The 16095-nt window shown below is 44.0% G+C and carries 14 protein-coding genes; 9 read left to right on the forward strand and 5 right to left on the reverse strand.

Annotated elements, in window-relative coordinates; all coding sequences use genetic code 11:
* Window positions 1-63: 63 nt before the first annotated feature.
* Window positions 64-696 (forward strand): dTMP kinase, encoded by a 633-nt coding sequence (gene tmk, locus DC28_RS16060; protein ID WP_037544591.1) that lies wholly within the window; start codon window positions 64-66, stop codon window positions 694-696.
* Entirely contained in the window at window positions 697-1314 is a 618-nt protein-coding gene (locus tag DC28_RS00665; protein ID WP_052078281.1) for a hypothetical protein, read from the forward strand. It abuts the gene before it with no gap.
* A gap of 61 nt (window positions 1315-1375) precedes the next feature.
* On the opposite strand, the gene dtd is transcribed toward DC28_RS00665, so the two are convergent.
* The 5 genes from dtd to rpe all read right to left on the reverse strand — a co-directional run bounded on the left by dtd (window position 1376) and on the right by rpe (window position 5823).
* Entirely contained in the window at window positions 1376-1831 is a 456-nt protein-coding gene (gene dtd / locus DC28_RS00670) for a D-aminoacyl-tRNA deacylase (protein ID WP_037544592.1), read from the reverse strand.
* Between the two features lie 7 nt (window positions 1832-1838).
* Window positions 1839-2927, reverse strand: coding sequence for a tetratricopeptide repeat protein (locus DC28_RS00675; RefSeq protein WP_156104520.1), 1089 nt, complete (start codon window positions 2925-2927; stop codon window positions 1839-1841).
* An 18-nt stretch (window positions 2928-2945) separates the two neighbouring features.
* On the reverse strand, window positions 2946-4043 hold the full coding sequence (locus DC28_RS00680) for a hypothetical protein (protein ID WP_156104521.1): 1098 nt from the start codon (window positions 4041-4043) through the stop codon (window positions 2946-2948).
* Window positions 4044-4084: 41 nt separating this feature from the next.
* Entirely contained in the window at window positions 4085-5068 is a 984-nt protein-coding gene (locus tag DC28_RS00685; protein ID WP_156104522.1) for a tetratricopeptide repeat protein, read from the reverse strand.
* 83 nt (window positions 5069-5151) lie between these two features.
* Entirely contained in the window at window positions 5152-5823 is a 672-nt protein-coding gene (rpe, locus tag DC28_RS00690; RefSeq protein WP_037544602.1) for a ribulose-phosphate 3-epimerase, read from the reverse strand.
* A gap of 59 nt (window positions 5824-5882) precedes the next feature.
* On the opposite strand from rpe, the gene DC28_RS00695 reads away from it, so the two are divergent.
* From DC28_RS00695 to DC28_RS00725, 7 genes are all read left to right on the forward strand, one after another.
* Entirely contained in the window at window positions 5883-6821 is a 939-nt protein-coding gene (locus DC28_RS00695) for a tetratricopeptide repeat protein (RefSeq protein ID WP_037544604.1), read from the forward strand.
* Window positions 6822-6924: 103 nt separating this feature from the next.
* Window positions 6925-9666 carry a transcription elongation factor GreA gene (gene greA, locus DC28_RS00700; RefSeq protein ID WP_037544606.1) on the forward strand — a complete coding sequence of 914 codons (2742 nt, stop codon included), beginning with the start codon at window positions 6925-6927 and terminating at the stop codon, window positions 9664-9666.
* A 242-nt stretch (window positions 9667-9908) separates the two neighbouring features.
* Entirely contained in the window at window positions 9909-11198 is a 1290-nt protein-coding gene (locus tag DC28_RS00705) for a hydroxymethylglutaryl-CoA synthase family protein (protein WP_052078283.1), read from the forward strand.
* The gene (gene fni, locus DC28_RS00710; RefSeq protein ID WP_052078284.1) at window positions 11185-12285 is read left to right on the forward strand and encodes a type 2 isopentenyl-diphosphate Delta-isomerase; all 1101 of its coding nucleotides are present in this window, start codon (window positions 11185-11187) and stop codon (window positions 12283-12285) included. The genes DC28_RS00705 and fni overlap by 14 nt, the downstream gene beginning before the upstream one ends.
* A complete protein-coding gene (locus DC28_RS00715) occupies window positions 12282-13763 on the forward strand; it encodes a phytoene desaturase family protein (protein ID WP_037544608.1) in 1482 nt (493 codons plus the stop codon). The genes fni and DC28_RS00715 overlap by 4 nt, the downstream gene beginning before the upstream one ends.
* Window positions 13756-14604 carry a phytoene/squalene synthase family protein gene (locus DC28_RS00720; RefSeq protein WP_052078285.1) on the forward strand — a complete coding sequence of 283 codons (849 nt, stop codon included), beginning with the start codon at window positions 13756-13758 and terminating at the stop codon, window positions 14602-14604. The genes DC28_RS00715 and DC28_RS00720 overlap by 8 nt, the downstream gene beginning before the upstream one ends.
* Window positions 14605-14615: 11 nt before the next feature.
* Window positions 14616-16094, forward strand: coding sequence for a phytoene desaturase family protein (locus tag DC28_RS00725; RefSeq protein ID WP_037544610.1), 1479 nt, complete (start codon window positions 14616-14618; stop codon window positions 16092-16094).
* The last annotated feature ends 1 nt before the right edge of the window (window position 16095 follow it).

Consider the following 16095-nt stretch of genomic DNA (forward strand, 5'->3'; position numbering starts at 1 on the left):
TGACAAGCTTGGTTTCTTTCTATACTGTATCACAGTCTCATACTAGTAAAAAAGGCAGTATCCGTGTTAAGTAACAGAGAAATTTTACAGCGCTTTGTTGTTATTGAGGGGATTGATGGTGCAGGCACAACCACCCAACTGAACCTCCTGGGAACGAGGTTTACTCAACATGGGTGTGCTCATGTTGCTACTGCAGAACCCACAGATAGTCCAATAGGTCAGCTCATCCGTCGGTATTTAGGTGGTGATCTTCACTGTCATCCTGGCACTCTGGCTCGTTTGTTTGCAGCCGATCGGTTTAACCATCTGTTTGATCCGGAAAATGGAATTAAACGCCATCTGGATGATGGGGCGTGGGTTTTAAACGACCGGTATATCTTCTCTTCCCTGGCCTACCAGGGTACACTCTGGGATTACGAAAGAGTTCATGAGCTTAATAGAGAATTTCCTCTGCCGGAGTATTTGTTTTTTATCAACACCCCTTCCGAGATCGGTTCAAAGCGCCGTAACTCTCGTTCCCATAAAGAAATCTATGAACAAGATTCTATACAGAGTGAGGTCTATGATGGATACCTTAGGATATTAGAGGAATACAAAAATACGGGTATGCACATTCACGTCATTGACGGAGCGCTTTCAGAAAACGAGATTCATGAAATACTTTGGCAGGTGTTGAAAACTTCCGATACTGTATAAGTGCACTGGAAGAATACTATTAGATTTTGGTTCCTTCTCCTCATAATACCCTTGGTTTTTCCTGAGACCGGACTTGCTTCAACCATACGCTATAAAGAACAGTTCTGGAGGATGTACCATCAGCAATTATATATGTATCCCTTAGATATCGCTGAGAACATTCACTGGCTTGAAACTGCTCTCCGTATGGATTTTGCAAATCCTCTTTGGGCGATAGCGCGGATAGAAAATGAGCGGGAATGGGAGAAGTACAGGAATCTATTTTTAAGCCACATTTCTGTAAAGCTGGTTGAACTGTATCTACAATGGGGAAATGAGCATTATAAACATCGGGCTTATTTTTATAATGCGCCATGGAAACAGGAAAACCTCGAGAGTTTAAGCAAGGCAGAATCTCTCTTTGAGTTTGCGCTCGTTTATTGGGAGGATGCGAAGGAGTATGCAGAGGCTGCGCAACAATTTTCCTGGATAAACCTTGAGGAGATCCAGAATTGGGAAGACGAAGCCTACCGAATTCAGACCGGGCAGCTTGATTATGAAGCGATAATAAATCGGCATCTCACTAGATTGAACGAAACACGTCGAACATTCGAAGAAATGGATTCGTCCACATATTAATGTGTGCGAAGACCCTTATGCGCTTACTGTGATCTAGTAGGTTTTAGGCCGTCTACACCGACTATAGTTTCTTTTCCGAATCCAGCAAGATCGATATGGGACCTTGAAGAATTGGTTTAATCACCATGTGCTCCTGAAACCGTCCTTCCTCTACCCTTCCAAGGGTATACCTGGATTGAGCATAATCCATAAGGTACCGAAACAACGGATGGGCGTCCTTAGGCTGAGCAGCTTTATTAAATGAGGGACGTCGTCCCTTCCTGGTATCCCCATACAAAGTGAATTGGGAGACGAGAAGCAAATCCCCTTCAACATCAGAAATGCTTTTATTGAGCTTCCCTTCCTCATCTTCGAAGATTCTCAATGCAAGCATTTTATCGACTATATAGTGTATGTCAGCTTGTTTATCGGTATCGTTGATACCGATAAACACCAGAAGACCGTGGTTGATCTCGGTGCCATGGCCCGACTCGGTGCGAATGGAACAGTGTGAAACATGTTGTAGTAACGCTCTCATGGTGAAGTTACCTCGTAAATCGAATTGATGCAGCAGTGAGTTCAAACCCTACCATTGTTACGGTACTTTCTATGAGAGAGATTTCGCCGATAATTTCAACGTTCTCTCCACCGTTTAGTTCAACCGGGAAAAACACTTGAACGGGGATAACAGCTTGAAGCACCTGTTGTTCCTGATATCCCACCAGTAAATCGAACCGTATACGATCATCAAGTTGAACCACGTTGCTTACCTTTCCCGATACCAGGGTGAATACACCCTGGTATTGTTCAGGATTGGGGGTATTTAAAACCTCTCTGAGTTCCGGATACCAAAAAGGGTCAACAAAATTGGGGGGTGCTAAGTGGTCCTGAAGTAACAAGGTTTTTGTTTTTATATCTTCAGCGGCGTTAGAGTGTTGGAGTCTGTTTATTAAAAATCGTACCCGGTTATCTTGGTATGCCTCGAAGGCATCAATAGTTTTATTGAGGATATCTTCTACCTGTGCTTCTGTGAAAATCAACGAAAAGCTCCCGCTACTGCCGATGGTTTGGGTATCGCTGCTGAAAAGCAATACTTCACCACCGGCACGCGTGATTTCTCGTGGTTTCTGAAGAGTAGTTAAGACCCAAAATCCTCCTAAAAGAATAACAGATAAACCAACTACGGCAGAAACGACCCGTATAATCGGCCGCCAGGCGAACCCCGTCGGGGGCAATAGAAAATCAGTTGGGTGATTCGAAAACCATTCAGGCCAGTCCCGGTCTTCCGGCGCCGACTTGATGAGATCAAGGCCTTTTTTGGCCTGTGAATTTGAGTCATCATTCTCTATAACTTCCAGCCATTCTTGCAATGCCTGGGTTGTACGTCCCCTTCGTACGAGGATATAGGCAATCCCCAATTTCGCAGTGGTGTTTTTTGGATCAATATTTACGACCCGCTGGAAATAGGTGTACGCCCCGCCGAAATCATTGCTTCTCAAACAAGCCTGGCCGAGGATTTCATGGAATTCGGGGTTGTTCCGATACAGAAAAATCTGGGGTGTCAGGAGATGGATAACCTTACTGTATTTTTTTTCAACTAAAAATCTTCTTGCCTGTTTTATCCCTTTTGTCATGTCATCCATCGTACGAACCTAGTTGCTCATAGCGCGCCGTAAAGACTGCACCATTTCCCGAAGCTGATCAATTTCATCTTGTGAATTCTTGGGATCGCCCTGCAAGAGTTGATTTATTCTATCAAGAAGCTGTCTGATTCTAACCTGTAATTGGCGATGTTCAGAGAGCGACTCTTCATCAGAATCATCGGAGATTGCGGGCATAGTCTCTGGAATGGTAGGTTCATTCGTTTCGCTGCTAATGTAGGAGGTAATAAATTCAGGGTCGTGGGATTGAAACGCGTGGAAATCTATTGATGTAAGATCCATACTCTCTGAGGATTGAAAATCTGACATGAAGGTTACCAGTATTCCGGCACTTGTAGTTTCACCACGCCTGAGAGATTGGGTTCCCTTTGATACCAGCATGGCTGAATCATTTACTGAAAAAGGCAATAAATTGAAGTTCCGATTTTCGTTCGCTTGGAGAATCCTACTTGTATCATGCAGCCGCTTCCAATTCGCAATAACCACGGTTAACGGGTCTAGTGGTGAATTCAGAGATGGTTGGGTTAGTAACAACCCCGGCATCGTCTCAGTTCCTGACCAGACTCGGTCAACGAGAACTACATCTTGGTTTTTAGGCGGTGCGAAGCCGAGGGAGAAACTTAGTTCTCTGTTAACTGATGTATCGTCGATTAAAAAATGGCTTGAACTCCGTTCTCCAATAACCGTATCCAGAAGAAGGTTGCTGGTGATTTCTTTTCGACGATCGCTGCTATTTAATACTCCCCAGGTTAGTAATAGTGAATTACCTGCCGCATCAGACTTTTCGGCTGATAGCCAGGAATACAGTCCGTCAGGTAATGCATAAATGATGACTGATCCCTGGTCAAACTCTTGGATACTGAACGGGTATGAGTGCTCCTGTAAAACCCGATGAACCGTCTCGCCATCAAAGACAAGCAGGCCCGTGGTAGCAGGATCACCGTTAAACAACAGTGGTATCCGGGTTCCCGAAATAGTTCCGATCAGTTCGAGACCGCCAGATTCTTGATCAATGCTGAATGAAATTCTCGCGCCCCGTTCTTGTTCCTGGGCGAGAACAGGGTGCAAAGTAGGAATTACTAACAACATGCAAAAAATGTATATCGTCTTAGAAAGCAAGCGGTCTACCATCATTCCTCCTGTGCCTCTAGGAGATCAAGCATTAGCTGTAGGGTTTCCTCCTTAAGATCAAGAAGCTCACTACGCAACCGAAGTGTTTCAGCTTCGCTACCTGAAGGACTAATTTCCGAGTTCTCGAGCTGCAGTTCCAATTCGGAGATCCTTCGTTGGGATACCTCTAAATTGGTTAATACACGTTGATAATCGTTGTTCAAGGCTCGTAATCGGGATTCGGTTTGTAGTGCCTCTTCCTTAAGCTGGGCAATCTGGGTGTTCAGCGCCTGTACCCTAGGGTCGGCCCCACCTTGAGTAGAGCCTCCCCCGGTCCCTTGAGACGAGATTGCCTGTTCGTAGGTAGCCTCCCTGATCCGGAACTCGTTTAGGTTCTTAATGGATTCTTCTTGTACCCATTGAAGAAGAGTCAGGAGTTCTTGTTCACGCTTCTTCATTGTTATTACATCGATACGGTAGCGAGCCGCTTCATACCTGGAACTCGCTTGGAAACGATCAACAATTACCGTAAAAAAAACCTCAGCTTCATCGTACCGACCCAGGGAAAATAAACTTTCTCCGGTCCAGTAGTAGGCATTCGGCACAAAAGGTGATCGCTGATGATCCTTAACGAAGGCTGCGAAAACCTGAATCGCCGCCTCATAGGATTTCTCTAAGAAATGTATCCTCCCCCGAAGGTATTCGGCTTCAGGGATGTTACGATTTTCCGGATGACGGGTGAGGAAAAATTCAAGGTTTTGGTCTGCTTCGCCGTACCGCTCCAAGGCAACGAGGGTCTTCGCTGTCCAGAAATATGCATCACCACGTAATTCTACAAGCCCTGGATCGCTCAAAACCTGTCGGAATTGCGCGAGGGCCTCCCGGTAATTGCCTTGTTGAAACAAATTTAAGCCCTGAGCTACGGGATTAGTTTGTGTTTGTTGGGGATACCCTGCTGATACAATCATCACAGTACCTATGACTACCAAGAGTAATCGTTTCAATTCATTCCCCCTCAAAAGTCTTTACTTTGTAGTTCGGCAAGTTTGGGTATTAAAATAACATATTTACAGGTACCGCCCAATAGTTAACAAGATAGCAAAAATGACGTAAAGGATCTTGGATCAGGATCGGAAAAAAAGGAACTGCCGGTAACCAAAATGTCTGCACCTTTCTTCCATAATGAAGGAGCAGTAGAACTGTTAACTCCCCCATCAACGGAGATCCTAAAATTGTATCCCATTTTAATTCGAATAGCATCAAGGGATTTTATTTTATCGCTAGCTGATTCTATAAGAGATTGACCCCCGAATCCAGGATTGACCGTCATTACCAGTACGATATCAACAAAGGACAGTATTTCTGAGAGCGCTGACACTGGAGTGGAGGGAACGATGGAAACCCCCGCAAGCTTTCCGAGGGCTTTAATCGTCTGGATGCTTCTATGGAGATGAATGACTGCTTCGCTGTGGATTGTGATTGCGTCTACCCCTGCTTCTGCCATCAGGGGGATTAAAAAGTCAGGATTTGAAACCATTAAATGCGAATCAAGAAAACGATCGGTTTGGGGCCGAAGATCTTGGATTATTTTAGGCCCGAAGGTTAAATTGGGAACAAAATGCCCATCCATTACATCCAGATGGATCCATTGCGCCGATGTATCATGAACCTTCGCTATTTCCGTGGATAACGTGAAAAAATTTGCTGCTAATAATGACGGTGCAACAATTCTATTTTCTTTCGAGTTTTCTTGTAACATAGCTGTAGTATGACAAGACTTCATTGACTAAGACAAGTCCCAAGCTATAATGATTTACCATGGAACAATCAGACCATAAATGCGAAGCAGAACTATCATCTTCCTGGTCTTGTCTTCGATCCGGTGATCTCGCCGGATCATACCAGATCCTTAACGATTGTTTATTAACGCATTTTGACCACCCTGACGTCCTGACTGCACTCAAGTATGTAAATTTTTGGCGAGAACGAGAAAAATACCTTGGAGACCATAGGGATGTGTACACGAAAATTGAATACCTCCTTCAGCAATGGCCCATTTTTTTAGAGTTCCAAACCCGGAATCCTACAAATAATGAGGAGTGCAATTACGGATTTAGGTTTTATTTCTTTGGGACAGTTAACAGGATGTTGGATCAGATACTCCAAAAAACAGACATTTTGGAACCCGCGCTTCAACTGCGGAAAGGGATCTGCTTTAAAGGAATGGGTGATTATGATCAGGCGGTGCAGATACTTGAACAGGCTTCCTTGGAGAAGGCAGAAGACCCTGATATTATTGCGCAGTTAGCCGATGCATACGCCCTTGTTGGTGAGACCAATTTAAGTAAGGTGTTTTTTCGTGAAGCGTTTTTTATCGGTCCGAATGAAATATCCTATGTATTTTTAGAGTCGGAAATGATTCAACGACTTTTTAAGGCAGTTCAGGAGAAAGTTGGTACTGATAAACTATTTCTAGAATGGGTTCCGGTGTACGGTGAGTTATTTCGTGTATTTTCCGTAAAAAGGGAACTACGCGCTGTTGAGTACGGCAGGCTCCGGCAATCCGTCTACGCATTAGAACGAGAACTCGCCAATCAACAGGTTTCCGATCCAACTATCATGCCCCGTTTATTGACAAAGTATTTTTGGATCATTGATCATCTGATCAGTATCCACGAAGAAAAAAGTCGTATTCAGGAAATTCTCTTGAAAATAAGAAGCCTAAATTCGGAGATACACACCCTGTATACAAAATGATCACGTATAGGGTATACTAATATCCACATACCCTAATCAAGTTAATACTATCCTGGTTCCGCTCAGGAAGGTGAAGAGTTAGATAAAACAGGAGCTACAATTCATGTCGGAAAAGATCCTCGAAGCAATCAATGAACAGCTTAATGAAGAAAAATGGACCCGTGCGGCCCTTAATAACTACACAGTCAATAATTTAACAGAACTTGATGATCTTCTGGATCAGGTTTTTGATGCTAAAATTGAAGACGAGGTGGAAAAGCTTTGTGACGAACACTTACAGCACACAAAGAACTCCATTGTGGCTCTGTACTTATCCGGTGTGATTCATCTCAGCCGTCAATCTATAGACGACTCAAATCTCTTAACCTTGATCACTATTTTTACTGAAAATCATCGTTGGAAAATAGTCGAGTTTTTAAGCGAGAGAATTCTAGACTTCGGTGAAAATAAACATGCTCTCCGTCACCTATCAGATTGTTATGAACACACCGGCGATAGTCAAAAACAATTTGAAGTTTGGGAACGGCTAATCCGCGTAGATTATGATGAGGCCGATATCGCAAGAAAGCTGGCGGTTCATGCTGAGGAGGAATCCCGTATTGAGGATGCGGTGGATTTTTATAAGAAGGCAATCCACCGATACATAAACAAAAAGACGTTCAGTCAGATCATGGAGCTATGGCGGAAGCTGGTGGAACTAGTACCAGAAGAAGTTGATTTCTTCTACCATGCCGAATCCAAGGTGTCAAAGCTCATCAATCAAGATCGATCGGTACAGCTTCTTGAGGAACTGTATCCATATTTCAAAAAGCACGGAAAATGGGATACCGCGATTGAACTCCTTAAACGGATACTGAGTTATGATTCATCCAACTCCTGGGCCCGAAAAGAAATAGTAGAGTGTTATCAGAATAAATTCGAAGGCCATAGTCAGCTAGAAGAGTATATTTCTCTATCCAATCTGAACCAAAGCTGGCGTGATGTACATGAGGCGATCGCAGATTTCGAAAAACACATCTCCTTTGATAAGGGAAATTTTGTTTTTCACCGCCATTGGGGAGTGGGTAGAATTAAATCCATTAAAGACGATGAGATTACCGTACACTTCGTGAAGAAACGTAATCATAAGATGTCATTAAAAATGGCAGTGAATAGTCTCACCATACTTGGCCGCGATCATATCTGGGTGTATAGAATTACCAAGAAAAAGGAAGTCCTCAACGAACGGTTCAAGAAAAACCCCGAATGGGCGCTAAAGGTTTTAATCAAAAGCTTTGACAATGCCACCGATATGAAAAAAATTAAGGCAGAAGTAGTACCCCATATCCTTTCACAGAATGAATGGTCTACCTGGAGTACGAAAGCCCGACAGATACTTAAGACTAATGAAACGTTTGGGAACCTCCCAGACGACCCCGATACGTATGTGGTCCGGGATCAGCCTATTAGTCTTGTTGAAAAAACCTTCAACAGATTTAAGGCAGAAAAGGACTATTGGAACCGGGTAAAAATCATACAGGAGTTCCTTAAGTACCTAGAATCGGAGGATGATAGTTCCTCTATCGAAACCGATATGTTCCGGGAGATGTTTGAGTATTTTGTTTCATATGTAAGAAATATTACTACCGTAACGGAGATTACCATCGGTTCCCATCTCCTCATCAAAAAACTCATTGCCAGTTTCCCTTTTCTGAATCCAGGATTGAGTTTGAATTTTCGGGATCTTTTTAATGCTGTAGAATCCTGGGAACATGTATTTCCTAATATCGATAATCCGGAATTACGCCGTGACTTTCTAACCCAGGTTCGAAAACAGATAAAGAACTGGAACGAAGTCTACATAATGTTAATCCCCCACTACCTACAGAAAGAACCGGTAAATGAATTGGTGCGAGGGGGGTATAAGGATGCAGTTATCGAGTCCTTCATGGGCATCTACCAGAATTACAAAGATCAGCGTGAGCCGTTTATTTGGTATGTAAAAAACTGTGCACAAGACGAATGGTTCCAGGATCTGCCTGTAACCAGAGAAAAAATACTAATCGCAATGATTCACCTTGAAGATATTACTGCCCGGGAGATTGATAATAGGAAAGATGTATCGGTAAACAGGAAGTTGAATAGGCAGGTTGAAGCCTACCTCTACCGGGATGGAACTATTTATGATTATATCGAAAACGGTGAAGAAGAATCTATTTCAAGAATTTTTTCTCTTATTGAAGATGTAAAAGACTTGGATCCCGGGGTTATTCGTGATGTTCGCTTTGCGATCTTAAAGAAGTACCCCAATTTCCAATTCTATGGCGATCAGGAAACCCCAGTCGCAAGCATCAGCCGTGGTACCTTCTATACTCTTGCACGTAGCTTGGAAGAAAAGCAGAAAGCCTTACAACATCTCTTAGAAGTGGAAGTCCCCAAAAACTCAAAGGAAATTGCGGCCGCAAGAGATTACGGAGACCTTAAGGAGAATGCCGAATATAAGGCAGCAAAAGAGCGACAGGATATTCTGAATAATACAGCCGCTCGTTGGAAGGAAGAATTAGAGCGTGCCCAGGTTGTACGAAAAGGCGACATCTCAACTGATTCCATTGGCTTTGGTACGAAGGTTATCCTTGAAAACCTAAAAACCGGAAATCTTGAGCAGTTCACCATCATGGGACCCTGGGAATCAAATCCCGAGAAATCTATCCTGAGTCATCAATCTCCCTTCGGTATGGAACTACTGAACAAGAAGGCTGGACAGGAACTGCGATTTGTCATCAATGAGAGGGAATATAACTATCGGATCGATTCAATTGAGCTTGCCGATGTTGATTCAATCCAACCAAACCCCTCTAATGTCTAGCAGCCTGATATAAGTTTGCCCTCCAACGGTCCTTTTAAAGGGCCGTTTTTTTTCTTTAAATTTCTCGGTTCTTTGATAAAATTATAGCGATTCGATTATTATTGGAATGTAATCATCGGTTGAACATATTTTTTCAAATGTCTTCATAATTATGTTTGCCAGGGAGGAGTACTCTTTGTATATTACGAAGTGTAATAAAGAAGCTGGATAAACGGAATCACTTGCTGAAGAAAGGAAAATACATGACAGAACGTGTTGGCATAAGTGATATATCATTGTATTTGCCAAAAAACAGAATTTCCCTTGATCGTATTTTGGAGAAACGAGCTGCAGATGATCCGAAATTTGAGAGAAGGTTGTCTCGAGCAATTCAATCCACGGACCAAAAGGCGATTCGCTTCCCGAGCCCATGGGAAGATGCCTCTGTGCTTGCTGGGAATGCGTTGATTCGTTTACTCAAACAGGGAGTCTCCATAGATAAGCTCCGATACCTTGTTGTCGGTACGGAAACCTCAGTGGATATGTCGAAATCTATGTCTGCCTATGTACAGGGAATGATTGACCAGACCGAATTTGCATTACCCAGCACCATATCAAGCTACCAGGTACAACACGCTTGTGCCGGGGCGACCCTGGGAATGTTGAGCATTGCCGGTATGCTTCAATCCTCGGCCCTACCCGGTGAAAACGGTATCGTAATCGCTTCTGATATCGCACGCTACGATGCGCCGTCCACAGCAGAAATAACTCAAGGCGCCGGAGCTGCAGCCATGCTAATTGAACAGAATCCCCGCCTACTTTCCCTTGATCTCCAGACCCAGGGTTTCAGCAGCAAGAACGTTGATGATTTTTTCCGGCCCCTAGGTTCGACCACAGCTAAGGTGAAGGGGCGGTATTCAGTGGATTGTTACAATAATGCCCTTGATGAGGCTTTTCTTGATTACTGTTCAAGAAGCAACAAGAGTCCCCAAGAGGCCTTACAAGCGACCGACTATTTTGTATTCCATGTACCCTTCGCAAAAATGGCGAGTACAGCCGTTCGACGTCTTCTAGGCACATACATGGAGATGTCTCAACAGAGTGCAGAGGAATTCTTAACCAATCGTGGTTTTTTCGAAGCCCTCGAGGTTACGGCCAATGTTGGAAATATGTACACAGGTGCAATCTACCTAAATCTTATGGCTACCCTGTATCAGGATTATCAGCGTGTAGGAAAAGACATTATTGGGAAGAAGATTTTGTTTAGTTCCTACGGCAGCGGAAATACCATGCTCGTGTTCGAGGGTGAGGTGCTTCCCGATGCCCCGGCTGTGATAGAGGCTTGGAATCCCGATGATTTCTTAAATCACTATGTGGAATCGGATTTTTCGTCCTATCAATCTTGGCTAGATAGAAACTACGAACCGCAGACCTATAATGAGCAGGCCTCACGGGATTCGTATACAGAAACGGTAGAACCCGGCTGCTTTTATCTAGAGTCAATACGTTCAGATGATGAATATAGGGAATACAAGTACCGTGAAACCCGATAATACACAGCAAGATGACGCGAAGCGAAAGGCTGATCACCTCGAAATCTGCAGTAACAACGAAACATTTCCGGTAGAGTCTAATTCTTCTTTTTTTGACGAATTGAATTTCGTACATAATCCACTACCTGAACTCAGCTTTGATTCAATTGATTTAACGGCGGATTTTCTTGGAATGAAAATCAATGCTCCCCTATTCATCTCTTCTATGACGGGCGGGTCAGACGGGGGATACCAGGTGAATAAGGATATGGCTTGGGTTGCCCAACAACTCGGAATACCGGTTGGTATGGGCTCTATTAAAATTCTCTTCAGGAAACCTGAAGTCATTCATCACTTTCAGTTAAAAGAATTTGCACCGGATGTACCGATATTTGCCAATCTCGGTGCTGTACAGTTGCGAGAAATCCCCCATAAAAAAATAATCGAAACCTTATATCGTTTGCAGGTTGATGGCATTGCAATACACCTTAATCCTGGCCAGGAACTCATGCAGCCCGGGGGGGATCGCGATTTCCATGAGGTACGCTCAAGTATAGCAAGGTTCTGTGAAGCAAGTCCTGTTCCTATCATTGTAAAGGAAACAGGATTCGGCATCCATCCAAGAATTGGTGAAGATCTATTGAATTTAGGAGTTTCCTACCTGGATGTCGCTGGAGCAGGTGGGGCGAACTGGATGCGTATTGAGGGGTTTCGAAATCCGGATTCGGTATACTCGGAAGTTAACCAATTTGATGCCTGGGGTATACCTACCGCTATTAATCTTGCCCTGTATACCGACGGTGAGATTAATGGCGATACCCCAGTACAAAATAATCTGTTGTCTAGCGGCGGTGTACGCTCATCCATGGATGTAGCAAAAAGTATAGCGCTCGGGGCTCATCTGGCTGGACTCGCACTGCCGTTGATCCGGGAACATAGACTTGGGGGGCGTGATAGAGTCCTCTCCTATTTGGATATGGTAATTCAGGGCCTTCGGAAGATCTGTCTTTTAACAGGCACCCCTACCGTTAATGCTCTGAAGGGAGCATACTTGGTTAAATCGTTGTCCTTCACCCATATTCTCGAACAATACAGGAGTTACCCATGAAATCACAGAAAGAGGTTGTAGTTGTCGGAGCTGGATTTGCCGGTTTGAGCGGGGCAGCCTATCTTGCTCGGCAGGGATTTAGGGTGACCCTGGTGGAGAAAAATGGAGAAATCGGCGGACGAGCCAGGATTTGGAACGCCGGTGATTATACATTTGATATGGGACCTTCTTGGTACCTCATGCCTGAGGTATTTGATCGATTCTTTTCCGATATTGGAAAGGACCGGTCGGACTATTACCAACTGACAAAACTGGACCCCAGCTACCGGGTATTCTTTGAGAATCATAAACCGGTAGATATAAGTCCGAACCTGGAAAAAACAAAGCGCGCTTTTGCCGATCTTGAAACACAGGGTGATCAGAAACTCGAATCCTATCTAAAACAGGCTGAGTATAAGTATTCTGTAGCCATAAAAGAATTTCTCTATAAGGAGTATACGTCTGTATTTGATTTTCTTAACAAGCGAATGCTCACCGAAGGTCTTAAATTAAATGTATTTCAAAACCTAGATAAATATGTGCGGAAGACCTTCAATTCCGTTGAGGCCCGGCAGATACTGGAATATGCCATGGTCTTTTTAGGAACAAGTCCCGAAGATGCCCCTGCCCTCTACTCACTTATGAGTCATGTTGATATGAATCTCGGAGTGTACTTTCCCACCGGCGGTCTTGGTGGTGTCGCCCTTGGAATGCTGAAGGCAGTACAGGAACTTGGTGTCGAGGTTTTGACAAACACCGAGGTTACGGGATACCAGATGAGTGGGTATGGTATAGTCGGTGTTCAAACCACGAATGGAACCATTCCTGCCGATGCTGTTTTATTCACTGGAGACTACCATCATGGCGAGGTGGATCTCCTGCAAGATAATTCCAGAAGTATTTCTATCAATAAATGGAACTCCATGGTCCTTGCTCCTTCGATGTTCATATTATACCTGGGCGTGAAAAAACCGCTAACCAAGCTGGCTCACCATAATCTCTATTTTCGACATGATTGGGATGTGCACTTTAATTCTATATTTAAGGATCCAGATTGGCCCCAAAATCCGTGTTTCTACTTAAGCTGTATCAGTAAAACTGAAACTGAGTTCGCTCCCCAAGGAAAAGAAAATGTGTTTGTCTTGGTACCGACTGCCCCAGGACTTTATGATAGCGATGAGGTTCGGGAGGAATATACCGATACACTACTCAAACATATAGAAGTCTCTACAGGTGAAGAAATATCTGAGCACATCGAATTAAAAAGAATATTTACTCAAAGAGATTTTTCTGAGGATTACAATGCTTGGCAAGGAACTGCTCTGGGGATTGCCCATACCCTCGGTCAAACTGCGGTGTTCAGACCAGGTATAAAAAGCAAGAAGATTAGAAACCTATTTTACAGCGGCCAGTTTACCCACCCTGGTGTAGGAGTACCAATGGTATTAATTGCATCAAAACTAGGCGCTGCAAGAATTGAAAGGGAATTACATGGCTGATTTTCCTTTTACCCCATTAAATTTTACCGAAGAGCATCGAAGTGTTTTTCAGGGAGGAAGTAAAACCTACTTTACTAGCACTCGATTCTTTCCTCAGGATAAGCAAACCCTGGTCAGTATTCTGTACGCATTCGTCCGAATCGCTGATGGCTACGTCGACGATACCCCCCAGGATGTTCAGGGATTCTATGATTTTTGCCGGAAGTATAGAGAGGCCAGAGACAGGAAACTACCTTCGGGTAACCTGATTATTGATGAGTTCGTGAAACTTGAGGCTCAATTAGCATTTCCTCACGTATGGACTGAAGCCTTTTTACATTCCATGGAGCTGGATATAACAACCTCATCATATAACAGCATAGATGAAACCCTTTCGTATATATACGGATCCGCAGAGGTTATCGGGTTGTATATGACACGGATTATGGATCTCCACGAAGGGAGCGAGCATTACGCAAAACTTCTAGGGAGAGCTATGCAATATATCAATTTCATACGGGATATTGATGAGGATAATCGATTAGGGAGAAGATATCTCCCCCTCATTAATACCTCGTTAAAAAGTCTATCCCGGGAGGACGCGAATAAGCATCCGGATAGCTTTATTAATTATATCAGGCATGAGCTTGATAGGTATTTTTCATGGCAACAAGAAGCAGAAAAGGGATTTGAGTATATTCCAAAACAGTTGAGGGTCCCCATTAAAACGGCGAGTGAAATGTATAAATGGACTGGGAGACAGATCTACAGAAACCCATTTATCGTTTTTAATAAAAAAGTTAAGCCGAGTAAGCTACGGATATTGGTTTCCGGCTTGTTCTTAGCTCTACGCACAAGTTAGCGGTTGGACCTATGAAGATCGGTGTTATTGGTGGTGGCCTAGGCGGACTCTCTGCTGCCCTAAGTTTGGCAGCCTCGGAGCACCAGGTTACGATATTTGAAGCAGAATCTGAATTCGGCGGAAAGGCAGGAAACCTAGAAGCGGCGGGATACCGGTTCGATACCGGACCTAGTCTTCTCACCTTACCTCATGTTTTTGATAGACTATTCAATCTAACAGGTGTTTCCCGGGAGGATTATTTTAGCATACTCCCCCTTGATCCCATAACTAACTACTGGTTCTCCGATGGCACACGGTATAAATCGCGTCCTGTACCATATTTTACGGATTCGCTTGTAGACGTCTTTGATGTAGCAAAAGAAGAGGCAGAGAGGTATTTACGGTACTCAAGGAAAATTTATGACCTTACCCATGAGATTTTTTTGGAGTCGTCCCTACAGCAGGGTAAGACTTTCGTATCACAGGCGGCATTACGTGCCTATCCTCAAATCCTTTCCATTGATCCGCTAAGAAGTATGCATAGGGCGAATCGTGATTTCTTCAGGGATCCACGGGTGGTACAATTCTTAGACCGGTTCGCAACGTACAATGGTAGTAATCCTTACAGGGCACCGGCAACCTTAAATAATATCATCTGGGTGGAACATGGCCTTGGCGGGTGGGCGGTGCTGGGCGGCATTTACCAGATAGTGAAGGCCATGTTGCGTAGAGCCCGGGAACTCGGCATACACCTTGTCTCTTCCTGCAAAATTATAGACATCCGTACTGATTCACACAGACGAGTTAGAGGGTTGGTAGACTGTCAGAATACGGTTCATGATTTTGATGCAGTGGTAAGTGATGTGGATGTATCTACCCTTTACCACACCATCCTAAAGAACGATTTGCATAAAGAATACCGACGCTATCAATCTCTGCCATCAAGTTCATCGGGGGTTGTGTTTTTTTGGGGAGTAAACAGAGATTTTCCTGACCTAGGGCTACATAATATTTTCTTCTCAGAAAACTATGAATTAGAATTTCAACAAATACATTCCGAGGGGATTCTGCCCCACGACCCAACGATCTATGTAAATATAACAAGTAAAGTAAATCCTGAAGATGCACCCCAAGGTTCAGAGAACTGGTTTGTTTTGGTGAATGCACCGCCTCACGGGACACAGAACTGGAACTCTGAAGTCAACGAGCTCAGGACGAGGGTTCTGCGTAAACTATCCAAAACTTTGGGAACCACCCTCTCCCCGCACATTGAATACGAGTCAGTACTCTCTCCCCAGGATATTATGGAGCGTACCGGTAGTTGGCGGGGCGCGTTGTATGGTATCTCGTCAAACAGTCTCTCGTCGGCATTCATGCGGCATGGAAATGTCTCAAAGCAATATCGTGGACTGTACCTTACAGGAGGAAGTGTTCACCCGGGCGGCGGTATGCCGTTGGTAGTACTATCCGGGATGATTGCCGCGCAACAGCTTTTAAGGAGGGAGAGTTGAG

The organism is Spirochaeta lutea (genome assembly GCF_000758165.1).
Taxonomy (GTDB): Bacteria; Spirochaetota; Spirochaetia; order DSM-27196; family Salinispiraceae; genus Spirochaeta_D; species Spirochaeta_D lutea.